This window comes from Microbacterium sp. BK668 (assembly GCF_004362195.1).
GTDB lineage: Bacteria > Actinomycetota > Actinomycetes > Actinomycetales > Microbacteriaceae > Microbacterium.
On sequence record NZ_SNWG01000001.1, the window covers coordinates 3,047,815 to 3,070,999 of the forward strand.

The 23,185-nt window shown below is 70.8% G+C and carries 19 protein-coding genes; 6 read left to right on the forward strand and 13 right to left on the reverse strand.

Translation table 11 applies throughout. The annotated features are described in order from the left end of the window. Window positions 1-3: 3 nt before the first annotated feature. From EV279_RS13720 to EV279_RS17150, 8 genes are all read right to left on the reverse strand, one after another. Entirely contained in the window at window positions 4-714 is a 711-nt protein-coding gene (locus EV279_RS13720) for a hypothetical protein (protein WP_133544362.1), read from the reverse strand. Then, window positions 714-1,367: a hypothetical protein gene (locus EV279_RS13725; RefSeq protein WP_133544364.1), complete on the reverse strand. Its 654-nt coding sequence runs from the start codon at window positions 1,365-1,367 to the stop codon at window positions 714-716. Before EV279_RS13725 ends, EV279_RS13720 begins: the two co-directional genes overlap by 1 nt. Further along, entirely contained in the window at window positions 1,367-2,416 is a 1,050-nt protein-coding gene (pilM, locus tag EV279_RS13730; protein ID WP_133544366.1) for a pilus assembly protein PilM, read from the reverse strand. The genes EV279_RS13725 and pilM overlap by 1 nt, the downstream gene beginning before the upstream one ends. 22 nt (window positions 2,417-2,438) lie before the next feature. Next, on the reverse strand, window positions 2,439-3,254 hold the full coding sequence (locus tag EV279_RS13735; RefSeq protein WP_208109536.1) for an A24 family peptidase: 816 nt from the start codon (window positions 3,252-3,254) through the stop codon (window positions 2,439-2,441). 3 nt (window positions 3,255-3,257) lie between these two features. Continuing rightward, a complete protein-coding gene (locus EV279_RS13740) occupies window positions 3,258-4,868 on the reverse strand; it encodes a hypothetical protein (RefSeq protein WP_133544368.1) in 1,611 nt (536 codons plus the stop codon). After that, window positions 4,865-5,392 (reverse strand): prepilin-type N-terminal cleavage/methylation domain-containing protein, encoded by a 528-nt coding sequence (locus tag EV279_RS13745; protein ID WP_133544370.1) that lies wholly within the window; start codon window positions 5,390-5,392, stop codon window positions 4,865-4,867. The genes EV279_RS13740 and EV279_RS13745 overlap by 4 nt, the downstream gene beginning before the upstream one ends. Next, window positions 5,389-5,775: a type II secretion system protein gene (locus EV279_RS13750; RefSeq protein ID WP_133544372.1), complete on the reverse strand. Its 387-nt coding sequence runs from the start codon at window positions 5,773-5,775 to the stop codon at window positions 5,389-5,391. The genes EV279_RS13745 and EV279_RS13750 overlap by 4 nt, the downstream gene beginning before the upstream one ends. Before the next feature lie 72 nt (window positions 5,776-5,847). After that, window positions 5,848-6,258 (reverse strand): prepilin-type N-terminal cleavage/methylation domain-containing protein, encoded by a 411-nt coding sequence (locus tag EV279_RS17150; protein WP_279526922.1) that lies wholly within the window; start codon window positions 6,256-6,258, stop codon window positions 5,848-5,850. 796 nt (window positions 6,259-7,054) lie between these two features. Between EV279_RS17150 and EV279_RS13760 the strand changes: the two genes are divergently transcribed. From EV279_RS13760 to EV279_RS13770, 3 genes are all read left to right on the forward strand, one after another. After that, window positions 7,055-7,654, forward strand: coding sequence for a GNAT family N-acetyltransferase (locus tag EV279_RS13760; RefSeq protein WP_133544376.1), 600 nt, complete (start codon window positions 7,055-7,057; stop codon window positions 7,652-7,654). A gap of 193 nt (window positions 7,655-7,847) precedes the next feature. Then, the gene (locus EV279_RS13765; RefSeq protein ID WP_133544379.1) at window positions 7,848-8,249 is read left to right on the forward strand and encodes a hypothetical protein; all 402 of its coding nucleotides are present in this window, start codon (window positions 7,848-7,850) and stop codon (window positions 8,247-8,249) included. A 147-nt stretch (window positions 8,250-8,396) separates the two neighbouring features. Next, on the forward strand, window positions 8,397-10,283 hold the full coding sequence (locus EV279_RS13770) for an adenylyl cyclase (RefSeq protein ID WP_166644517.1): 1,887 nt from the start codon (window positions 8,397-8,399) through the stop codon (window positions 10,281-10,283). Window positions 10,284-10,524: 241 nt separating this feature from the next. On the opposite strand, the gene EV279_RS13775 is transcribed toward EV279_RS13770, so the two are convergent. The 3 genes from EV279_RS13775 to EV279_RS13785 all read right to left on the reverse strand — a co-directional run bounded on the left by EV279_RS13775 (window position 10,525) and on the right by EV279_RS13785 (window position 13,138). After that, on the reverse strand, window positions 10,525-11,526 hold the full coding sequence (locus EV279_RS13775; RefSeq protein ID WP_133544381.1) for an aldo/keto reductase: 1,002 nt from the start codon (window positions 11,524-11,526) through the stop codon (window positions 10,525-10,527). An 88-nt stretch (window positions 11,527-11,614) separates the two neighbouring features. Continuing rightward, window positions 11,615-12,181: a mismatch-specific DNA-glycosylase gene (locus EV279_RS13780; protein ID WP_133544383.1), complete on the reverse strand. Its 567-nt coding sequence runs from the start codon at window positions 12,179-12,181 to the stop codon at window positions 11,615-11,617. A 42-nt stretch (window positions 12,182-12,223) separates the two neighbouring features. After that, window positions 12,224-13,138, reverse strand: a complete 915-nt coding sequence (locus EV279_RS13785; protein WP_133544385.1) for a L,D-transpeptidase — start codon at window positions 13,136-13,138, stop codon at window positions 12,224-12,226. 69 nt (window positions 13,139-13,207) lie between these two features. Between EV279_RS13785 and EV279_RS13790 the strand changes: the two genes are divergently transcribed. Together EV279_RS13790 and EV279_RS13795 are read left to right on the forward strand one after the other, a co-directional pair. Then, window positions 13,208-13,453 carry a DUF4287 domain-containing protein gene (locus EV279_RS13790; protein ID WP_133544387.1) on the forward strand — a complete coding sequence of 82 codons (246 nt, stop codon included), beginning with the start codon at window positions 13,208-13,210 and terminating at the stop codon, window positions 13,451-13,453. A 110-nt stretch (window positions 13,454-13,563) separates the two neighbouring features. Further along, window positions 13,564-16,194, forward strand: coding sequence for a PEP/pyruvate-binding domain-containing protein (locus EV279_RS13795; RefSeq protein WP_133544389.1), 2,631 nt, complete (start codon window positions 13,564-13,566; stop codon window positions 16,192-16,194). Between the two features lie 17 nt (window positions 16,195-16,211). Here the strand turns inward: EV279_RS13795 and EV279_RS13800 are convergent, their stop codons facing one another. After that, window positions 16,212-16,721 (reverse strand): tail fiber protein, encoded by a 510-nt coding sequence (locus EV279_RS13800; RefSeq protein ID WP_133544391.1) that lies wholly within the window; start codon window positions 16,719-16,721, stop codon window positions 16,212-16,214. 161 nt (window positions 16,722-16,882) lie between these two features. On the opposite strand from EV279_RS13800, the gene EV279_RS13805 reads away from it, so the two are divergent. After that, window positions 16,883-19,660, forward strand: coding sequence for an Ig-like domain repeat protein (locus EV279_RS13805; protein WP_166644518.1), 2,778 nt, complete (start codon window positions 16,883-16,885; stop codon window positions 19,658-19,660). A 40-nt stretch (window positions 19,661-19,700) separates the two neighbouring features. Here EV279_RS13805 and EV279_RS13810 read toward each other — a convergent pair whose 3' ends face one another. Then, window positions 19,701-23,018, reverse strand: a complete 3,318-nt coding sequence (locus EV279_RS13810) for a PKD domain-containing protein (RefSeq protein ID WP_133544395.1) — start codon at window positions 23,016-23,018, stop codon at window positions 19,701-19,703. Window positions 23,019-23,185 lie beyond the last annotated feature (167 nt).

A 23,185-nucleotide genomic window follows, 5' to 3' on the forward strand; every position in this document is an offset into this window, starting at 1 on the left:
CGATCACCCTTCCTTCGGCATGACGAAGGTGAGCGCGGAGAGCGTCACGTCGAATCCGGTCCCGGTCGGCGAGACCGTGGTCTGCACCTGGCCGAGCAGTCTCGGCCCCTCGCGCAGCGCGTCGAGGAAGGCCACGACCTGATCGATCGAGCCGGCCGTCACGTTGATCGAGAAGTCGACCTGGGTCCGACCGGCCGGCGCCGCGGCCGTGCCGTCGGCGGGGGCGGCGGCGTCGGCGGGGGCGGCGGCGTCGGCGGTCGGGGCTCCGTCGGTCGTGGGCGCCGGCGTCCCCTCGGGCGCCGCGGCATCCGGGGCGGGCTGAGCGGCAGCCGCGTCCGCGGTCTCGTCTATCGCGGTCGCTGCGGTCCGCTCGACGAAGGCCGAGGCATCCCCTGCGGTGATGCCCGTGATGGAGACCCCCGTCGCATCCGCCGCGTTCGCGACGATCTCGAACACGTCGTCGAGGTCGCCTGCCGGCGTGATCTGCGTCTGCAGGCCGGCGACGGATGCCTCGATCTCGTCGAGGCGCTCCTGCTCCGCGGTGAGGTCGTCGACCTGAGCCTGGTAGAGGGCGTTGGTGTTCGCGACCGTCGCGGTCTGGCCCACCACGTCGAGCGCCTGGAAGGCCACGGGCGCCGCGACGAGAAGGATGCCGAGTGCCAGCACCACCACCATCACCACGATCCCGATGAGATTGATGAGCGACCGAGGCATCAGTTGCCGCCTTCCTGCGTCGCGTACTGTCCGGAGTAGATCGACTGGTCGAGCGTGAGGTCGAGCTCGTAGACGTACGAGCCGACGGTCTGCTGTCCGGTCGAGAGGGAGCGACCGTCAACGAGCGTGACACCGGGAAGACTCCGGATGCCGCGCACCGTCGCCGGCAGGTCGATCGGCGTCGGGCTCTCGAGCGTGAGCGTGCCCGTCAGCCCGACCTCGGCCGCCGCGTCGTCGGACTGCGGCACCCCGCCGCTGACGACATCCCATCCCGTGAGCGTCACGTCCTGCGGGAGCGCGCTGCGGAGGGAGGCGACGACCGGGGCCCAGGCGTAGTCGCCGCCGAGCGCGTCGGCCCGGAACGACTCGAGCTCCTGCTCGGCGGCGAGGGCTCCGCTCACCTCGGAGAGACCGGACAGCTCGGTGATCAGCGCGTTGGTCTGCGCCTGCTCGGCGGCCAGCTGCTGGTCGGCGACGAGCTTCAGCGCGAAAGCCCCCATGATGATGAGCACGGCTGCCACGACAGCGGCGAGCACACCCCACACCCAGCCGCGCGCGAGCGAGGCGCGGCGCCGCCGCTCGATCTCGGCCGGCGGCATGAGGTTGACGCGCGGCACGCCGGCGAAAGCCAGCGCGGATGCTGCGTTGGCCATCAGCTTCCCTCCCCCAGCAGCACGCCCAGGGTGCTCACCGCGTTGAAGGCGAGCTCCTCGGGCAGAGCGAGACCGCTCCTGATCTTGACGACGTCGGCGACCTGGAGGCCGCGGACGGGGATGTCGAAGGCCCGCGTGAGCGATTCGGACACGTTGGGGGCGAGATAGCCCGCGCCGCTCACGGCGATGGCCGAGATCCGCGGTGCGCCCGGACGGTTCGTGAAGAACGAGACGGTGCTGCGGATGCGCCCCACGAGCTCTGCCACCGACGCGTCGGCGGCGCCGCCCGTGCGCAGGGCCGCTCGGGTGCGGGTGACGCTCGCCGGCATCGGCGGCATCGGCGGCACCGTCTCGAGTGCGAACTCCTCGACCGGCACCTCGACCAGGTCGGTGAGGACCTCTTCGCGTCGGCGTACGGCCGGCGTCGAGACGTCGGCGGGGAGGATGCGGACGAAGTGCGGCACGCCGTCCGTCGCGATCACGACGTGCGAGGTGTGGTCGCCGATGTGGATCAGCGCGACGGTGTCGCCGGGGACGGCGATGCGCTTGGCGACGCGCGCGAGCCCGAAAGGCACGAGATCCACGGCGTCCGTCTTGAGCTTCGCGCGGTCGGTCGTGGCGATGAGCTGCTCGATCGTCTCGGCGACGGCTGCGACGAGGAGGCCGGACACCTGGTCGCCGTTCTGCGCCACCGGATAGAAGTCGAGCACGGCCTGGTTCGCCGGCACGGGCAGGAGGTCCTGCACCTGGTAGGGCAGGGCCTGGCGGAGCATGTCAGGCGCCATCGCCTGCGTCGTGTACTCGCGGACGAGGATCCGGCGGCTGCCGATGCCGAGAGTCACCTCCCTCGCCTTGAAGTCGAACGTCGACCACAGCTGACGCAGCGCCATCGCCACGACGTCGCGGTCGAGCACCTCCGAATCCCGCGCCGCCTCCGCCGGAAGGGCGATCTCCCCCGCGGCCACGAGCAGGGGCGTCTTCCCGCGCCGTAGCTCGACGGCGCGCACACTCTCTTCTGTTATCTCCAGGCCGACCAGTGTCGATGCCATGTTCTCCCTCTCCCCTGCCTGCTCAGAGACCGAGCAGGCTGACGTACCAGGCGCCGAGCGCCTGCCCCATAAAGATTCCGACCCACGCTCCGGCGAGCATCCACGGGCCGAAAGGAATCGCCGAGCGCCGCCCGGCGCGACGCACGGCGATGAGCGCGAGACCGAACAGTCCCCCCAGCACGAACGCTGAGAACGCCCCGACGGCGAGGGCTCCCCAGCCCAGCCATCCGAGATAGATGCCGACGACGCCGGCGAGCTTCACGTCGCCGCCACCCATCCCGTCGGGACGGATGAAGCGGATGACGAAGTAGAACGCGTAGAGGATCGCCCCGCCGACCCCGGCGGACAGCAGGCGACTCCAGTCCGCCCCCAGCACGCACGCGGCGGTCAACAGCACGCCGGCGACGACGTAGCTCGGCAGGACGATGGCGTCGGGCAGTCGGTGCGTGCCGAGATCGATGAGTGCGAGCACGACGCTGATGGCCGCGAAGTAGAGGAACGCGACCAGCACCGCATACGTCGCCGGGAGGGGTGCGGTGCTGGTCGCGAGCATGAGCCAGGCCACGACGGCGAAGAGAACGCCCGTGATGGCCTCGACGATCGGATAGCGCGGCGAGATCGCCTCGCCGCACGACGCGCAGCGTCCGCGCAGGAGAAGCCAGCCGCCGACAGGGATGTTGTGCCACGGCTTGATCGCCGCATCGCATTGCGGGCACCGGCTCTCGCGGGTCAGCGGTGCGCCGACCGGCACACGAACTGCCACCACGTTCAGGAACGACCCGATGAGCAGGCCGAGGATTCCCGAGACGACGACGGTGAAGGGCAGGAGGAGTGACACGCGCTACTTCTCCGACTGGTAGACGAGACCGTCGAGACGCTTCACGAGCGTGCTCGAGTCGATGATGCCGCCGGACCCTTTGATGGTGCAGCCGAGGCTCGGTAGGGCGGTCCCCCAGTTCATCGGCTTGCAGGTGTAGGCCGAGCCGGAGTGGAAGTTCGTGGTGTCGTCGGTGTAGAGCTGGCCCGAGAAGCTCGCCGTGACCGTGCCGTTGAGCCCGCACGGCGAGTAGATCATCACGCTGATGTTCGAGGCGATGGTGCCCGTCGTGCCGAAGCGGTCCTGGGTGTTGCGCGTGCCGCTCGAGCCGCAGGTGGGCTTCGGGTCGCCGCTCGAGTCGCGGTCGTCGCGGTTGCCGTCGGCGTGCACGAAGAGGACCTGGTAATTGCTGCCGCTGGACGCGGTCAGGCCGCCGAGCGTCACGTCGAGCAGCTGGTCCTTGGGCGTCACGACGACGACGTTGCGCGTCACCGGCACGGAACCCGTGAGGTCGAGCTTCACGTCCTTCGTGCACGCGCTGAAGTTGAGCACGAGCGGCGTCGTGCCGGCCGAGAGGAGCGGCTTGACCTTGGCGGTCGCGGAGTTGGCGTTCTGCAGGTCGCTGGCGCAGTTGATCGCGGCGGAGGTGCCCCAGCTCGACGCGCCGTCGAGGTCGATCCACTTCGTCGCCGCGCGCAGCCACTCCAGGGTCGGATCGAAGACCGGATCCGAGGGCGAGCCCTGCGTCACGGCCCCCGTCGTCCAGGCCGGACTGTCGACGATCGCCGTGCCCTTGGTCGTGACCGTGCCGCCGACGGAGGCGCTGCCGCCTCCGGTGGCGTTCAGCTTGATGTTGCCCTTGGCCGAGATGTAGCCCGCGACCGTGGGATTGCCGTTCGCGTCGAAGGACACGGTGCCGTTGGTCGTGATGTTGCCGGCGCTCGTGCTGCCCGATCGCGCCTTCACCTTCCAGGACTGCGAGTTGCTCGACACGTTGCCGCTCGCGTAGATGTCGCCGTTGACGACGCAGTCGTTGCTGAGGCTCACGGTGCCGTTGAGGACGTACAGGTCTCCCGTGAGCGTCCCGCCCTGCGGGCACGACCAGTTGCCGTTCCGCAGCACGAGGTCGCCGGTGTAGTGAGAGACGCTCTGCGAGACGCTGCCCGAGAAGTAGGTGACGACCCCGCCCGGGACATTCGAGTACGACACCGTGTAGGGGTAGACCGAGTCGATAGTGACACTCGAGCCGTTGGGGCCAGTTCCCGTGGATCGCAGCACGACGTATCCCGGCTGCGTCGGACACCCCACGGCGACTCCCGCGTCCGTGGCAGACGTCGGCTTGCTGCCCGTCGTCGAGTAGATGGTGGTCGTGTAGGTCGGGCTGGTGCCCGTGAGGGTCGTCGCCGAGCACCCGGCCGTGATCGCCGCGACGGCGACATCCCGACCCGACTCCGCCGCGATGAACGCCTCGGTGCGATCCAGGTTCGTGTCATTGGCGCCGATGGTGAACATGACGGATGCCGCGATCGTCGCCGCGACGATGAAGCCGATGAACATCACGACGACCACCGTGACGAGGATGGCGCCGGACTCGTCGCCGCGCGTCTTCCCGCGGTGCAGGAGTCGATTGATCACCAGCATCCGCCGTTACCTGTTTCCTGATCGGAGCGGACCGCGACGTCTCCGCTGATCCGCACGGGGGCGGACTCGGTCTGGACGTCGAAGCTGTAGGAGAGCACGCCGTTGGTCAGCGTGAAGTAGGGAGCGCTGCCCACGATCTTGATCGCGGGCTGCCATGCCGGCCACGTCGTGCCGATGGAGGTGGAGGACGTGGCGATCTGCACACCTGTTGAGGCGACTTTGAAGCCTTGGCACTTGAGCGCGGAACCGCTCAGCGAGGTGCGGACCCGGAGTTCGTCGCCCGCGCTGTTGACGCTCAGGTAGAGCGAGTTCCGGACCGCCTGCTCGATCATCGAGCCGACGACCTGCCCACGGTTCGTGCCGCCCGTCTCGCTCGTCACCTGGTCCTGCGTCTTCCAGGAGTTCACGAAGATCGAGACGATCGCCGCCATGATGATTCCGGTCACGACGATGACGACGATGAGCTCGATCAGGCCGAGGCCGGAGTCGTCATGGCGGGCGGAGGTGCGGTTCGTCATGGGATGAAGATGAGTGCTGTGGTCGAGGCGAGGACCTTGCCGCCGCCCGACACGTTGAGAGTGAGCCGAGCCGTGCTGCCCGAACTGCAGTTGGTGACCGTGCCGGAGACCGTGAGGTCTCCGCCGCGGCCGTCCTCCATCGGCGTGGCCGATGACGGAGGCGTGGCGATCGACGTCAGGGCGGTGCACGAGTGCGCCTCCCTTGCGTCCTCGACGAGCGAGTTCAGGTAGCGGGTCGCCGTCGCTGTGGACGATTGAGTCGCCGTCTGGGCGATGCCCTGCCAGAGGGCCGGAAGGATGGCGACCGCGACGATCGCCAGGAGGAACATCGCGATGATGACCTCGACGATTCCGAAGCCGCGTTCGTCTGCGTGTCGCTGCATGCCCGCCTCCACGGTGGTGTCGCCCGGTTCAGGCTCCAGGTCGGCGCCTGAACCGGGCGCCCTGCACCGCTGTTAGCAGCTGGCTCCGCCTGCCGCGGCTCCGGGACCCGCGTAGCGAGTCGTGGTGCCGTCCGTCGCGCTGACGCACACGTTAGAGACGTCGGTGCTGTTGCCCGCCGACGTGACGAGGGCAGTCGTGATCCCGTTGCTGCCCGCGGAAGCCGCCGCTTCAGTGGGCGTCGGGGACGCCGGCGTGTCGGCGAACGCCGCAGCAGCGGCGGTCGCACCGTTGGCCGCGGCCGCGTTCAGCGCGTTCAGCTGCGCCTGGGCCTGGATGTTCGAGAAGATCGGGATGGCGATCGCGACGAGGATGCCGAGGATGACCACCACGATGATGAGCTCGATCAGCGAGAAGCCCTTCTCGCCGTTCTCCTCGCGACGCGCCTTCGCAGCCTCGAGGTAGTTGTGAATTGTTGCACGCACGTGCGTATCTCCTTGTTTGAGGACAGGTGAACAGACAGCACTGAATCGACCGGCTGCAAGCACCAGTCCTCGAACAACCCCAAGTAGCGATCTACCGGCGCACCCCAAGCGGCCGGCCCCCAGATATCCCCAGTTACGTGTCCCAGTCTTTCCAGAGCTGGGTCTTGGAATGCACGCGCTGCGTGGATCCCCTCCCGGAAGAAAGCATGAGAGGTTTCTCATCGCAGGTCAAGCGGTGGCCGTCACGTTTGGGCAACGCTGAGCTTCTCCTGAGACTCGGTGTCGTGCCGCCGGGGATCGCTCATGCCGGCCCGGCGCCTGAGCGGCGACTATCGGGCAAGACGCATGCGCGGGAATGATGTTCGCACTTTGTCCGGTTGGTTGCGCTTCAGGGCTCCCGGCGGGCACCTCAGGACGCGGTGCTTGCACATCAGGCGGAACGGGTGTATTCCAGTCCTGTTGGACACCTCGCACTTGGGAACTTCCGCACGATGGCGTGCCGAAAGCGAGGGAGGCGAAACAGAGCTTCAGCGAGTGCGAGCAGCGAGGGCTGGCAAGACGCGCGCCGTGATCACCCGAACGATCACGTCTTCACGGAGTGCGCCACGATTGCTGTCCGGATGAGGGGCCGGACCAAGCTGCTTGTCGAAGGGCCGTACCCCGGGGCAACTCCGGGGGCTTGGGTGCGGCCCTTCGACAGGCCCAGCCCGAGGGTCGGCTCGGAGTCGATCGTCGCATCAGGGACGTCCGGGGGGTTGTCCGGTTCGTGCGGGCGCGGCCGCCCTATGCTCGCGGCATGGACGATCCCACTCACCCGCTGCGGATCGTGCCGGCGAACGAGGCGTCCTGGGACGACCTCCAGCTCATCCTGACCGGCACGGCGAGGCGCTGTCAGTGTCAGCGCCCGCGGCTCGGCGACCGCGACTGGTGGTACATGCCCGAGAGCGAGCGGGGAGCCATCCTGCGCGAGGAGACCCACTGCGGCGATCCGCGCGCGACCGAGACGATCGGGGTGGTCGCCTACCTCGGCGATGAGCCCGTGGGGTGGGCCGCCGTCGACCGTCGGACGGTCTACGGCCGCCTTCGCGGCTCGCCCGTGCCGTGGCAGGGGCGCTCGGAGGACAAGGACGACGACACCATCTGGTCCATCCCGTGCCTCGTCGTGCGCAAGGGCTACCGCCACCAGCACCTGACGTACGACCTCGTCGCGGCAGCCGCCGCCTTCGCGCGATCCCGGGGCGCCGCAGCCGTCGAGGGCTACCCGCTCGTCACCGGCGGCGCCGAGGTCACCTGGGACGAGATGAGCGTCGGCGCGCTGGGCCCCTTCGCCGCAGCAGGGTTCCGCGAAGTCAGCCACCCCACCAAGCGCCGCCTCGTCATGCGCCTCGACTTCTGACCGAGGCACCCGTCCTTCCGGCGCCTCAGCGACAGGCAATCGCCGGAAACGTCATCCGGCGCGGGTGATCCTCGGCCGTGTCGCGTCGACGCGCTCGGAGCGGCGACGCGACCATCGGAGGAGAGGCGCGGTCCACTCAGCGCCTCACGCAGGCTCGCACGCTGCGAGTCTCTTCAGAAAGGAGTCCCCCACCTTGTCGAACACACAGCAGTCCGGATGGGTCGGCTGGGCCGTCTTCGCCGGCATCGTCCTCATCATCGTCGGCGTCTTCAACGCCCTGTTCGGCCTCACCGCCGTCATCGGGCCCGACAGCAGCTTCTTCGTCACCGACGAAGCCGTGTGGGCGATCGACGTCAACGGGTGGGGCTGGTGGCACCTGATCCTCGGCATCGCGCTCGTCGTCGTAGGCGTCTTCGTCACGCGCGGCGCGACGTGGGCACGCACCATCGCCGTGATCCTCGTGGCGCTCAACGCCATCAGTCAGTTCCCGACGCTTCCCTACCAGCCGCTTTGGGCCCTGCTCATCATCGGCCTGGATCTGCTGATCATCTACGCGCTCGTGGTCCACGGCCGGGAGCTCCGCGACCGGGCGTAGCCGAGAACCCTCACGCAGGCGTCGCACCCTTCGCAGGGTGCGGCGCCTGCTTCACATCGGGCTTGAGCGCGCTCCCACGAGTTGGTTACAGTGCAGTAAGTAAACGCGGCAGCACTGCCGGTCACCTCGATGGAGAGGACACGTCGCATGATCCCCCCGACCGATACCCCACGCCGCTCCCGGCATCGCATGCGGCTGATCGCAGCGATGGCCACGGGCGCGGCAGTCGTCGCAGGAGCGCTCCTGGCCGCCCCAGCCTCCGCCGCGCCCCCGCAGACGATCGACCCGGCGAATCCCGATTTCGGCCCGAACGTCACGATCTTCGGTCCGAGCACCCCTCTCGACGAGATCCAGGACACGCTGGACGCTCTCGCCGACCAGCAGCGCGACGCGGAGATGTCGAGTGAGCGACACGCCGTCTACTTCCTCCCCGGTGCCTACGGCACCGCCGTCGACCCGCTGCAGTTCGAAGTCGGCTACTACACCGAGGTCGCGGGCCTCGGCGCTTCGCCGAGCGACGTCGTGATCCGCGGTGCGGCGGAGGTCTACAACCGGTGCCTCGAGAACGGCGGCACCGCCAACTGCATCGCCCTCGTCAACTTCTGGCGGACGCTGGCGAACCTCACTGTCGACGTCGACAAGTCGGGCCAGGACGACTGCCGCCGCTCGGCCAACTTCTGGGCCGTCTCGCAGGCGGTCTCGCTCCGCCGCGTGCAGTTCTCCGGCGCCAACCTCTCGCTCATGGACTACTGCACCGCGGGACCGCAATTCGCCAGCGGCGGGTTCATCGCCGACTCGAAGCTGCCCTTCACGATCAACGGCTCGCAGCAGCAGTGGCTCACGCGCAACAGCGACATCGCCGGCTGGAGCAACGCCGTCTGGAACCAGGTCTTCTCAGGGGTCGCCGGCGCTCCCGACGACTCGGCCTTCCCGAATCCTCCGTACACGACGATCGACAAGACGCCGATCTCCCGCGAGAAGCCCTTCCTCTACGTCGGCGCCGACGGGCGGTACGGGGTGCGCGTGCCGGCTGCGCAGACCCTGACCAGCGGCACCTCGTGGGCCGGCGACGTGACCTCGGGTCGCAGCATCCCGATCACGGACTTCTACATCGCGAAGCCCGGCGACTCGGTGCAGGTCATCAACTCCAACCTCGCGCGCGGCAAGCACCTGCTGCTCACGCCCGGCGTGTACGACATCGGCAGCACGATCGAGATCAAGCGCCCCGACACGGTCGTGCTCGGCATGGGGCACGCGACCCTCACGGCCGTGGGCGGCGCGGTTCCGCTGGAGATCAAGGATGTCGCCGGGGCCATCGTCGCCGGCGTCACGATCGACGCGGGCGAGACCCTGTCTCCCGCGCTGATGCGCGTCGGCAAGGCGAAGGGCGCGAGCAGCAAGGCGCAGCCGGCCAACCCGGTCACTCTCAGCGATGTGTACTTCCGCGTCGGAGGACCGCATGTCGGCAAGGTCACGACGGCGCTCGAGGTCAACTCCGACAGGGTCCTCATCGATCACATCTGGGTGTGGCGCGCCGACCACGGCATCGAGGGCTTCTCGGGCGACACCGAGCGCTGGAACACCAACACCGGCACGACCGGGGTCATCGTGAACGGCGACGACGTCACTGCCACGGGCCTGTTCGTCGAGCACTTCCAGACGTACAACACAATCTGGAACGGGGAGAACGGCCGCGTCATCCTCTACCAGAACGAGCTGCCCTACGACCCGCCGACCCAGGCGGACTGGACGCAGCCCGACGGGACGCTCGGCTACCCCGGCTACGCCGTGGCGCCCGGCGTGAAGAAGCACGAGCTCGACGGCGGGGGCGTGTACGTCTTCAACCAGAACGACCCGTCGATCGTCACGGCGAACGGCTTCACTGTTCCTGAGAGGCCGGGCGTCAGGCTGCACCACATCATGACGGTGAACCTCTCGGCCGGCACGATCGAGCACGTCGTGAACGGCGTCGGCGGCACGGCCGACACGACGAAGATCGGCGTACCGCAGTACATCGTGGACTACCCCGGCTGACCCTGGAGGCGGTGAGGGATGCCCCGGCCCGGCGCTCGCCGGGCGGGGCATCCCCCGCACCATCCCGCTGCGTCAGCCGTCCCCCTCACCCTCCGCGAGTCGAGTCCCGGGGTGTGGGTCCCGGCCCGGCGAAGCTCGACTCGCGCCCCGGACCTCGACTCGGGGAACGGGATGCGGGCGGGACGTGAGCGGGGCGGGACGGGCCGCGAGCGGGACGGAGCGGGGCGACGCCGGGCGGCCGTCACCACAGAGGGTGGATGGCCTCGCGCAGACGGCGGTCGTACACATCGCGCACCACGGCGTCGAAGGCTGCCAGGTCGAAGCCCGAGCCCTCCCCGGCGAGCAGGGCGGCCGCATCCGCGTTCGACTGCGCCTGGGAGACGTTGCGCGCGCCGGGGATGACCGACGTCACTCCCGGAAGCGAGGCGATCCAGGCGAGCGTCGCCGCCGGCAGCGGCACATCGGACGGGAGCGCGGCGGCGAGCTCGGCCGCGGCATCCAGGCCCGTCTCGTAGTCGACGCCCGAGAAGGTCTCACCGCGGTCGAACGCCTCGCCGTGGCGGTTGTAGCTGCGGTGGTCGTTCTCGGCGAAGGTCGTCGACGACGTGTACTTCCCCGACAGCAGGCCCGACGCGAGCGGCACGCGCGCGAAGATCGCAACGCCCGCCGCCTCGGCCGCCGGCAGCACCTCGTCGAGCGGCTTGAGGCGGAACGGGTTCAGGATGATCTGCACGTTCGTCACGTTCGGGCGCGAGATCGCGGCGAGCGCCTGGGCCGAGGTCTCGACCGAGACGCCGTAAGCGGCGATCGCACCGCCGGCCACGAGGGCGTCGAGGGCGTCGTAGGTGGCGTCGTCCTCGATGACGGCGGTCGGCGGGCAGTGCAGCTGAACGAGGTCGAGCGTCTCGACGCCGAGGTTGCGCCGCGAGCGCTCCGTCCACGCACGGAAGTTCTCGGGCGTGTAGTTCTCGGGCTCCTGCTCGAGCCGGCGGCCCATCTTGGTCGCGACGACGATGTCGTGGCCGCGCCGCTCGGCGAGGAAAGCGCCGATGATCGACTCGCTGCGCCCGTCGCCGTAGACGTCGGCGGTGTCGAAGAGGGTGACGCCGCGGTCGGCGGATGCCTCGAGCACCGCCCGCGCATCGCTCTCGCTCACGTCGCCCCAGTCGGCGCCGAGCTGCCAGGTGCCGAGGCCGATCGCCGATACTTCGCGGCCGGTGCGGCCGAGGGGACGCTGCTGCATGACGGGACTCCTTCGAGGGGGATGAGGATGCCTCCATCCTGGCCCCTTCCCGGAGCCCTGAGCGCGTGCGCTCGACCCCTTGACAGCCTCAGGGGAGGATGCCGGCCGCGCGGGCGGGACCGGAGTACGCCTCGGCGAGCGTCGCGACCGTGTCGTGGGCGTTGAGCCCGCTCGGGTTGGGAACGACCCACAGCTCGGCCGCGCCGAGCATCTCGGGCTGCCTTCCCGCGGTCGCCTTCGGGCGCGCGAACCCCTGCCGGTACGCCGTGAGCCCCACCACGGCGATGACGCGGGCGCGCCAGTGCGCGGCATCCGTCGCGAGACGCTCGGCGCCCGCGCGCAGCTCTGCGCGGCTCAGCTCATCCGCGCGCACCGTCGCGCGCCGAACGAGGTTCGAGATGCCGATGCCCCGGTCGAGGAACAGACCCCGGTCGTCGTCGGTGAAGCCCTCCGAGAAGGCCAGCACGCGCGGGATGATCCCGGCCGCCGCGAGCGCGGGGTAGAAGCGGTTGCCGGGGTGCGCGAACGGCGTGTTCGTCGCCGCCGTCCACAGCCCCGGGTTGATGCCGACGAAGACGAGGAGCGGATGCTCGGGCATGAGGTCGTCGATGACGGCATCCCGGTACGACTCGAGCTCGGCGCGCGTGTACTTCATCCCGCCATCCTCCCGCCCTCGCCGGGGCGGCGTGGGAGCGGGTCAGGCACGGATGAAGACCGGTGTCCCGACGGGAAGCTGCGCGAGCCTCTCGATCGCCGCGGGGTCGAGGCGGAGGCATCCGTTCGAGATCTGCCCGGAACGGTCGTCGTGGTAGTGGAAGGCGGTCACGGCGACGCTCGATCCGCCGAAGCCGTCGAGGGTCGGCGACTGGACCGACAAGTAGACGATCGGGTGCCCGCGGGTGTACCAGAGGCTCGGGTCGGACCGCACGAGCATGACGAACGACCGCCCGAGCGGCGTCGGCGTCGACGCCCTGCCCCACGCGAAGTCGCCGGCGATCCGCTCGGGCGAACCGCCGCGCCACACGTCGACCGTGCGGGCCGAGATGCTCACCTCGACGACCGTGTCGAGCGGCGCGAGCGCGACGTCCTGCGCCCGCAGCCAGCCGGCCACCTGCCCGGGATTCCCCTGCGACGGCACCGACTGCCTGCCCGGCAGGAGCACCTTCACCCAGGAGTCCTGTCGTTGCACGACCGGCACGGTCGTGCCTCCGTACACGAACTCGCGGTGGAGGCGCGCGACGGGGTCGCCGAGAGGGTCCGCGAAGACCGGGATCGCGTCGACGAGCGGGGTCGCCGTCTCGCCCGCGAACGGCGCGTAGGGCGCATCGTCGACGAGCATCGAGCCGTTGACGGCGAAGACGTCTGCCGAGGGCAGCGCCTCGAGGTCGTACACCGCCGTGTTCGCGGGGAAGCCCGGGGGCGTGGGCGTGGCCGAGGGCGTGGGCGCCGGAGTCGCGATCGCGGTCGCCGCGGGGATTGCGGGAACCGGAGGGCGGGGGACGGATGCCTCGGCCCCCGGGCGCTCAGCCACCCAGGCCAGAGTCAGCCCGACCGCGAGCACGAGCGCGAGTCCGGCCGCGACCCACGCGGCCCGGCCGCCGGTCCTCCCCATCCCTCCATCGTCGGGGGGCGATCGGAATGCCGCAACCGCGCTGTCGGCGCACGTCGCTACGATCCCGACATGCCCGAGCATCGCGTCACTCCCCCGTCGCCGTCAGCCGAGAAGCCCAAGGGTCCGGCGTCGTACTTCCCCAGCATCGAGAAGACCTACGGACGGCCGATCCAGGAGTGGCTCGACCTCGTGGCCGACCAGCTGGACACCAAGAAGCACATGGAGGTCGTTCAGTACCTCAAGGCCGAGCACGGGCTCGGCCACGGCCACGCACAGGCCCTCGTCGGCTACACCAAGGCGCAGCTCGACGGCTGAGAGCGCGGACGCGATCCCGCCCGAGGGCGGCATGCCTTGCGGAGCGGTCGCCGGGGTGTGATCCTGCACTCGACCCCACTCCGGAGGAGCTTCCTGCGGAAGGACCGCCCATGGCCGCACCACGCCGCGCCGCCGAAGATCACGGCGCGCTCGTCCTCGATCTCTCCCAGCTCACCTCCGACGACCTCCCGGCCGTCGGCGGGAAGGCCGCCAACCTCGGGGAGCTCCTCCGCGCCGGCTTCGACGTGCCGCCGGGATTCTGCGTCACGACCGCGGCGTACCGTCGCGCCGTCCTCGGCACGCCGGTCGAGATGGGCGCGGAGACCGATCCTGCCCTCGCTCGGGCCGCGGTGCTCGGCGCGTCGTTCCCCGAAGACGCCGCCGAAGCGGTCCGCGCCGCCTACGCCCGGCTCGAACCGCGCGACGGCCCGGTCGCGGTGCGGTCCTCGGCCACGGCCGAGGACCTGCCGGGCGCGAGCTTCGCCGGGCAGCAGGACACCTTCCTGAACGTGACCGGCATCGACGACGTCCTGGCGGCGGTGCAGCGCTGCTGGGCATCGCTGTGGACCGACCGGGCCGTGGCCTACCGCGCCGCACACGCCATCGACGGATCCGGAGTCGCACTGGCCGTCGTGGTGCAGAGGATGGTGGATGCCGCGGCCGCCGGCGTCCTCTTCACCGCGGATCCGGTGACCGGCCGGCGGCGGCAGGCGGTCCTCGACGCGGCGCCCGGCCTGGGCGAGGCCGTCGTCTCGGGCGCCGTCGATCCCGACCACTTCGTCGTCGACACCGCGAGCGGCCGCATCCTCGAGCGACGCGCCGGCGGGCCGGACGGCGCACGCGCCATGAGCGTGACCGACGAGCAGGTGCGCGACCTCGCGTCGCTCGGGGATCGGATCGAGACGGCGTTCGGCAGTCCGCAGGACATCGAATGGGCCGTCGACTCGGCTGGCCGCGTGTGGGTGACGCAGTCGCGGCCCATCACGACCCTGTACCCCGTTCCGGTACGCGGCGCGCCCGCGCCGCCCGACGACACGCGGGTCTTCTTCTGCATCAGCCTCGCGCAGGGTCTCCACCGGCCCATCACGCCGCTCGGGATCGCCTCGTTCCGTGTGATCGGGTCGGGCTTCCTCGACCTCGTCGGCCGGCGGCCGGCGAGCGTGACGGCGGGGCCGGACGGGTTCGCCGTGGGCGGCGACCGGATCTTCCTGGATGCCACGCCGATCGTGCGGTCGGCGGCCGGACGCGAGATCTTCCCGCGCGCGCTCGACTTCATGGAGACCCGGTCGGCCGTCGTGCTCCGGGGGCTTTTCGACGACCCGCGATTCTCGGTGCTGCCGTCGTCGCGACCCGGCTTCGCCCGAGGCGCGCTCCGCCTGGCCGCCCGCGTCCGGCTGCCCCTCGTCCTCGCCCAGGCCGCGATCAGTCCCGCGGCGGCCCAGCGACGCGTGCGGAGGCTGGCAGCGGAGGTCCGGCGCCGCGAGGTGCCTCCGGAGGGGGACATCGCTGTCCGCGTGGATGCCGTCGTCGACCTGCTTCTGCGCACGATGCCCCTCGCCCCGCGGAGCCTCCCCGGCGCGGTCGTCGGCTTCGCGGCGCTCGGGATCGCCGGCCGCCTCCTGCGCGGCTCCACCGAGCCGGGAGACCTGCAGACGGTGCTCCGCAGCGTTCCCCTCAACGTCACCACCGAGATGGACCTCGAGCTGTGGCGCGTCGCGGTGCGCGCCCGCGGCGACGATGACTCGTCGCACGCTCTCACCACGCGAACGCCGGCCGAGCTGTGCGCCGATTACGCGGCCGGAGCCCTGCCGCCCGTGCTGCAGCGCGCGATGGCGCGCTTCCTCGGCCGCTACGGCCAGCGAGCCGTCGCCGAGATCGACCTCGGCATGCCCCGGTGGTCCGACGATCCGACACACCTCTTCGGCGTGCTCTCGGGCTACCTCCGCCTCGGGCCGGACGACCCCACGCCCGAGGAGCGATTCTCGGACGGCGCGCGGGACGCGGGCAACATGGTGCGCACGCTCGTCGGCCGGGCACGGCGACGCGGTCGCATCCGGGCGGCCCTCGTCGCCTTCTGCCTCCGCCGAGCGCGCGTCCTCGTCGGGATGCGGGAGATGCCCAAGTTCCTCGTGATCACCGGAATGGGAAACGCCCGCGCAGCGCTCGCTCGTATCGGCGCGGAGCTCGCGGAGACCGGCCGGCTCGCCGCGCCCGACGATGTCTTCTTCCTCGAGTTCGACGAGATCAAGCGGGCGGCGCGCGGTGACGACCTGGGCGGCGTCGTGCGCGAGCGGCGGGAGCGCTACGACACCGAGCTGCAGCGCCGGCACGTCCCGCGCGTCCTGCTGTCGGACGGGACGGAACTCGAGGCCCTCGCCCGGGCTGAGGGCGGCGACCGGGCGGGGGCGCTTCGCGGAACCCCGGCGTCGGCGGGAGTCGTCACGGCGCGGGCCCGCGTCATCCTGGATCCGGTCGGGGCGCGCCTCGAGCCCGGGGAGATCCTGGTGGCTCCCTCGACCGACCCCGGCTGGACGCCGCTGTTCCTCACGGCCGGAGGACTCGTCATGGAGATGGGCGGCGCGAACAGCCACGGGGCCGTCGTCGCGCGCGAGTACGGCATCCCCGCCGTGGTCGGTGTGCCCGGAGCGACCGAGGCGATCGCGACGGGCGTCGAGGTGACGGTGGACGGGGCGAGCGGCGTCGTCGACGTCCCGGCGCGTGGCGAGGTGCCGTCCGCCTGACCGCCCGCCCGGCGGCGTCACGGCCGGGAGGGGAACACCCCCTCGAGCGCGATGCACCAGTTCAGGACGACGTACGGCGGCATGTTGTCGTGGGGCTGCCCCGAGCCCCCGCCGCCGATCATCGCGGCGTTCATGGTGAGATCGCCGGTCGTCCCGTACGACGATCCCGCTCCCGTGACCGCCGGGAACGCGCCGGACGGATTCTTCGACGTGGCCGCCGACGACGCGGCCACCGTGTGGCCGTGTGCCGGGATGGTCGCCGCCGTGAGCGTGACGGTCTCCGTTCCGGCCTGCTCCCCCTGGGTCCTGTTGGACAGCCCGGGGCCTTGACCGAAGGCCAGCGACACCCGGCCGCGCAGGTCCGGCAGGCCGAAAGTGGTGGTGCCGTTTCCGCCGTACGTGGTGCCGAGAAGTGAGAAGAGCGCGGTGTTCTGGGAGATCGAGAGCAGCTGCCCGTTGCAGAGCGCCCACCCTCGCGGCGCGAAGTTGAAGCCGAAGCAGCGCAGCTCTCCGATGAAAGGGTCCATGCATCCTCCTGGGTCGAGACGAGTCTCCCCACCTGCAACCCGCCCCCGAGGTCTGTACAAGGGCCCGATCGCAGTCATAGTGTGCCGTCACAGGACAGTGTCCGCCAGCCCTCGCCATGCCGGCGCCGCAGCGAAGCGGATCCCACCAGAGAGCGCAGACCATGGCCAGATCCCAAGCTCGACGTCACGCGACCGCGGTTGGAGAGGACGCGCGGCGCGTGCTCGCGGCATCCGTCGCCGTCGCCCTCGTCCTGATCGGGATCGTCGTCACGCCCTCGGCGGCCCAGGCGGCCGGCCCGACGACGTTCAGCAACACGGCGTCGATCGCGATCCCGGCCGCCGGGTCCGCGGATCAGATCGGCACCGCCAGCCCGTACCCCTCCGACATCGTCGTCTCAGGCATGCCGGGATCGGTCACGAAGGTGCAGGTGGTGTTCAACGGACTCACGCATGCTTCGCTCAACGACGTGGACGCCATGGTCGTGGCACCCTCGGGCCAGAGCCTGGTCGTCCTGTCGGATGTCGCGGACCCGGAGTCGACGATCGCCTTCGCCTCGAATGCGACCCTCACCTTCGACGACACCGCGGCCGGGGCGGTGCCGACCGGCAACGTCCCGACCGGCACCTACCGCCCGACGAACAACGGCGGCGGGGACGCCTTCCCCGCGCCCGCACCGGTGCCGTCCGCCCAGACGACCCTGGCCGGAGCCTTCACCGGCATAAATCCCAACGGCACGTGGCGACTGTTCCTCGTCGACGATGCGACCGGCGACCTCGGAACGATGGCCGGCGGATGGAGCCTCGTGATCACGACGGAGGAGGCGGCGGTGCCGACGGTCACGACCGTGACCACGTCGGGCTCCCCCTCCGCGACCGGGACCCCGGTGACGTTCACCGCGACCGTGACGGCTGCCGGCAGCCCCGTCACCGCCGGCACCGTGTCGTTCAGCGTCGACGGCGCGCCGCAGGGCGCCCCGGTCGCCGTCAACGCCTCGGGCACGGCGACGTTCACGACCAGCGCCCTCGCAGAGGGGACTCATCTCGTCACCGCGACCTACTCCGGGAGCACGGGATTCCTCACGAGCAACGGCTCCCTGTCGCAGCGCGTCGACAATGCCACGGTCGTGACCGGCAACACGTTCTGCAACCCCGGCGCCGTGACCGTTCCTGGTGCGGGCGCGGCCGTGCCCTACCCCTCCAACATCACGGTGTCCGGCCTCGCCGGCCCTGTCGCGAAGGTCACCGCGACCCTGAGCGGGCTCTCGCACACCGCTCCGATCGACCTCGACGTCCTGCTCTCCGGTCCGACCGGCGCGAACGTGGTGCTGATGAGCGACGTCGGCGGGACCACCCCCGTGAGCGGGACCACGGTCACCTTCGACGACACCGGCGCCCCGGTGCCGACCCCCCTCGTCTCGGGAACGTTCCGCCCGACCGACGACGACTCCGACGTGCCGGATGCCGGGTTCCCCGCGCCCGCCCCGATCCCGAGCACAGCCACCGCCCTCGCGACCTTCGACGGCACGAACGCCAACGGCATGTGGAGCCTGTGGGTGGTCGACGACGCGACCGGCGACGCCGGATCGATCGCCGGAGGGTGGTGCCTGACGATCACCACGACGACGCCGACGACGACGACCATCACGTCGAGCGTCAACCCCTCCACCTTCGGCGACCCCGTGACCTTCACCGCCACCGTCACGGCGGCCGGTTCGACGGTGACGACCGGCACCGTCCTGTTCAGCCAGGGCGGGACGCCCCTCGCCGACGTCGCCGTCGGGCCGACGGGACAGGCGACCTTCACCACCGGTGACCTCTCGGTCGGGAGCCAGCTCATCACGGCGACGTATTCCGGGGCCACCGGCTTCGGCGGCAGCAGTGGGACCCTGGAGCAGTCGGTGCTGCCGACACCGACGTCGACCGTGCTCTCGTCGAGTCTCACCCCCTCCGTCCTCGGGAACCCCGTGACCTTCACCGCCATCGTCACCGCGGGCAGCGGAGCCACGCCCACCGGGTCGGTTCAGTTCGCCGACGGCGGCACGCCGCTGGGCTCGAGCGTCCCGCTCGCTGCCGACGGCTCGGCGACCCTGACGACCAGCAGCCTGGCCGTCGGGCCGCACGCGATCACCGCCACGTATCTCGGAGCATCCGCCTTCGGCATCAGCTCGGCCGGCGTCCAGCAGGTCGTCCTCGGGCCGGTGGTCGCTGACGCGGGCGGGCCGTACTCCGCTGCCGAGGGGGAAGGCGTGACGCTCGACGGGTCGGGCTCGACCCCCGGCGCGACCCTCGAGTGGGATCTCGACGGAGACGGCGACTTCAGCGACGCGAGCGGTCCGTCGCCGACCCTGACGTGGTCGCAGCTGCAGGCGCTCGGGATCAACGACGGCCCGTCGGCGCATCGGGTGGCGCTTCGGGCGACTCTCGGCGCTCAGCAGGCGACCGACACGACCGAGCTCGACCTCCTCAACACCGGACCCGAGACGATCGTGGAGGGAGCCCTGACCGCGACGGCGGGTGAGCCGTTCACGGTCAAGGTGGGCGCCGACGACCCCTCGCCGAGCGACATGGCGGCGCTGTTCACCTACACGATCGACTGGGGCGACGGCTCGCCGGCCGAACAGGTCGTCGGACCCGCCGACCCGCCCGCCACGCACACGTACGTCGCCGCCGGCGCCTACACGGCCTCGCTGAGCTCGACGGACAAGGACGGCGGGACGGGCGCGACGCTCAGCATCGTGGTCGTGGTCGCCGCTGCCCCCGTGACACCGCCGACCGCTCCGCCGACGACACCGCCCACCGGCTCATCGGCCGGCTCCTCCGGCGGCGGCCTCCCGGCGACCGGTGCGGACCCTCGCGCGGCCGCCCTCCTCGCAGGACTTCTGCTGTTCGCAGGCGCCGCGGCGGTGCACATCGCGCGGCGCCGCGCACAACGCGGGTAGGCCGTCGGCCGGGTCACCCTCGGCAGGCGCGAGACGCTGATCAGGGGGCGTTCACCCGCAGATCCCTCACTCCGAGCGTGATGGGCGCGTTGTTCGCCGACCCCGACAGGTAGCTGTACACGCCGACCGCCCCCGCTGCCTGCAGCGCCGCCGTCGAGTCGGTCGCCGTGGTCCACGTCGTCGGCTCGGCCGTGCCCTCGGCCCAGACCCGCGCCTGCAGGGTCGTCGGCCCCGTCCCCGTGACGCGGAGTCTGAGGTTCCAGACCGCACCGGGGGCATACACGAAGCCGGCGAGAGGCTGCGACGCCAGCGCGGTCTCCGCGCCGTTCACCGTCCGGACCAGACTCAGGGCGGTCCCCGTCGCGGTGATCTGCAGCTTCGCGCGGTAGTCGGACGTCCCTATGCGCCGCGCCACGAACGACGTGTAGATACCGCCGCCGCTGCCGGGCTTGTCGTAGCCGAAGCTCACCAGCATCTCGCTGTCGGCCGCGCTCACCGAGCCGAGATAGGCCGACGGCCCGGATCCGGCCGCCATCCTCAGGGTTCCCGATCCCGCGCCGACGGCGAAGTCGCTGAGCGACCCGCTCAGGGCCCACGCGCCTCCGACATCGGCGCTGCCCCATCCGTTGCTCACCGTTCGATCGAACGCGTCGGAGGCGATGACGGATGCCGCGGCGACCGTGACCGGCTGCGTGCGGGTGGCGGTCGCCCCGGCGTTGTCGGTCACCGTGAGCGTCACCGAGTAGGTGCCGGGGTTCTGATAGGTGCGGCTCGTGGTGCGCTCCGTGCCGGTCGTGCCGTCGCCGAACGTCCAGGCGTACGACGCGATCGACCCGTCCGGGTCCGTCGAGCCGCTTGCATCGAACGACGCCGTCAGCCCGTTGGTGCTCGATGTGAAGGCCGCCTGCGGCGGCTGGTTGGGGACCGGCCCGCCGCCGGCGCGGGCGGCGTACAGCGCCTGAACGTTGCTCGCCGTGAGCGCCGTCGGGTAGATCGCGACCTCGTCGACGCTTCCGATGAAGTTCGGCGTGCTGGGCGCGCTCGGCCATCCGATCAGCGCGCTCCCCGTCAGCGCGTCGCCGCCGAGGCGCCAGTAGCCCAGGTATCTCTCTCCGCGCGTCGTGTCGGTGCGCTGCGCCACGGCGGCGCCGTCGACGTACAGCACCATCCCCTGCGCGCTCATCGTGGCGGTGACGAGGTGCCACTGGTTGTCGCGGTAGGTCGCGGGCGACGTCACGATCCGCGCGACGCCGGCCTCGTCACGGACTCCGAAGATCAGCCGCCCGGAATTGTCCATGTAGATGTGCCGGTCGTGGTGATCCGAGACGCCGTTCTGGAGGTCCCCGAATCCGAGGATCCGTCCGCCGCGCGTCGTCGTCGTCTTGATCCACACCTGCGCTGTGAAGGTGTCGGGCGCCGTCTCGGTGCTCAGGCTGCACGACGCCGTCGCCGGGCAGCTGCCCGTGTAGATGCGACTGAAGTCGTTGTCGCCGAGGGATGCCGCGGTGTCGCCCGTGATCGCGCCGGCCTGGTTCCAGGTCACGCCGTTGTCGGCGCGGCCGTCGGTGACGCCCAGGTTCGGCGGCGACGTGGGGCTTGCGGCGCGATCGGTCGCCACGAGACCCGATTTCTCGTTGAGTGGCCAGTAGATCCGGGCTCCGAGGCTCCGCACCAGCGCGGAGTACGTGTTCGCGGCGGGGAAGGAGGTCGGCATGGTGACGGCGGTGTTGGCGCCGAACACGGTGTTCCCGTCGCCGTCGCTCACGACCACCTGGTAGGTGTACGTCTGGCCCGGCGACAGACCCGTGTCGATGAAGCCGTGTGCCGGGAGCGTCCACCAGTTCGAGTTCGCCGTCGAGGTGCGCACGGTGGCGCCGTTGCGCGTGATCCGGTAGTTGAGCGCGTAGTCGTCGCGGTCGAAGCCGGCCGGCCAGCTCACCCGCAGCGCCGTCGTCGAGACGGGGACGAGCGTCGGCACCAGCGTGCCGTTGACGAAGCGGGGTCCCTCCCGCGCGGGGGCGATCGGCTTGCGCGCGAACCGCACGAGCCCCTGCTGCCCGACTCCGTTGACGGTGGGGAACTCTCCCCCGAAGACGATGTAGTCCGCGTTTCCGGCAACGCTCCACGCCGCCTGGTACTGCTGTGTGTAGGTCCCGAGCGTGAAGTCGGGGTTCCAGTTCACCAGAGCCGGCCCCTGACGGCCGCGCCAGTTCGTGTAGTTGAGCGGGTCGTTGAGGATGTCGCCGGTCTGGGTGTCGTTCCACGCGAGCGCATACTGGTACCGCCACTGCTCGAACTGAGGCGCGCCGTCGCCCATGTTGCCGCAGTAGTGGGAGTGGCCGGCGCCGTAGACGATGCCGTTGCTCAGGAAGCTGTCGTAGGTGTCGCCGTGGCAGTCCATGACCCACTGGAGCGTGCCGGGATTGGCCACCGACGCCTTGAAGATGCCCTCCAGGTTTCCGCCGCTTCCGAAGACCCAGCCCGTTCCGTAGAGGTGGTCGCCCGACACGCGCAGGCTGGTCCACCCGGCATTCGGTCCGGCGTTCCGTGGCGAGGGCGGCGAGGTCACGCGCGCCAGCTGCCACCCCGTGTCGAGGGCGCCCGTCGACGCGCTGATCTTGGCGAGGCCGTAGGCGGACTGTCCTCCCACATTCTGGAACGATCCTCCCGCGAAGACGGCCGTCTGGTCGCCGCTGACGGCGAGCGCCCAGACGGTGTAGTCCGCGTTCGGGTTCCACGGCAGGAGGGAGCCGTCGGCGGCGGAGAAGGCCGCGAGGTTGTTCCGGGGTGTGCTGCCGGCTCCCGCGAAGCCCCCGCCGACGTAGACCGCCGTGTCGGTCGCGACGACGGTGCGGGCGGATGACGTCACCCCCACCGGGCTGAAGGAGCTGATGAGCGCGCCGGTGGCGGTGCTGTAGGCCGCGATCCGCGAGCGCACCTGCCCGTTCGCCATCGTGAAGTCGCCCACGACGTAGATGCGGGAACCGTCCGGCGACGCCGCGACGCCGCGCACCTGACCGTTGAGGTTCGGCGCGAAGGCCGTGTTGAGGTTGCCCGTGGTGATGTCGTACGACAGCAGATTGTTCCGCGCCGTCTGATTCGTGCCGGGCGCCGCCCCCGCCGGGCGCGCCTGGGTGAACGAGCCCCCGGCATAGACGGTGTTGCCCACGACCGCCTGGGACCACACGACGCCGTTGATCTGCACGGTGGGCAGCCTGTCCGCCGTCACCGCCGAGGGCGGGCGGGGCTGGATCGGCGTCGGCACCGCCGACGCGGCCCATGCCGGTCCGAGCAGACTCAGCACCAGCGCCGCAGCAGCGGCGGCCACGAGTGCCCGGAATTTCCTCGACGTGCGCATCTCCCACACCCCTTCCCCCGGAGGGCGGTGATCAACCCGGGGTCGATGGGCGGAGCCTCGTCGGCAACTCGAGCGACCGTCGCGCTGATCGGGTTCAGCTGGTCCCCCAAGCGGGGCCTCGGCCCCGCTTGGGCAGAACGTTAGCGCAGGACCTCTCTCGAAACCAG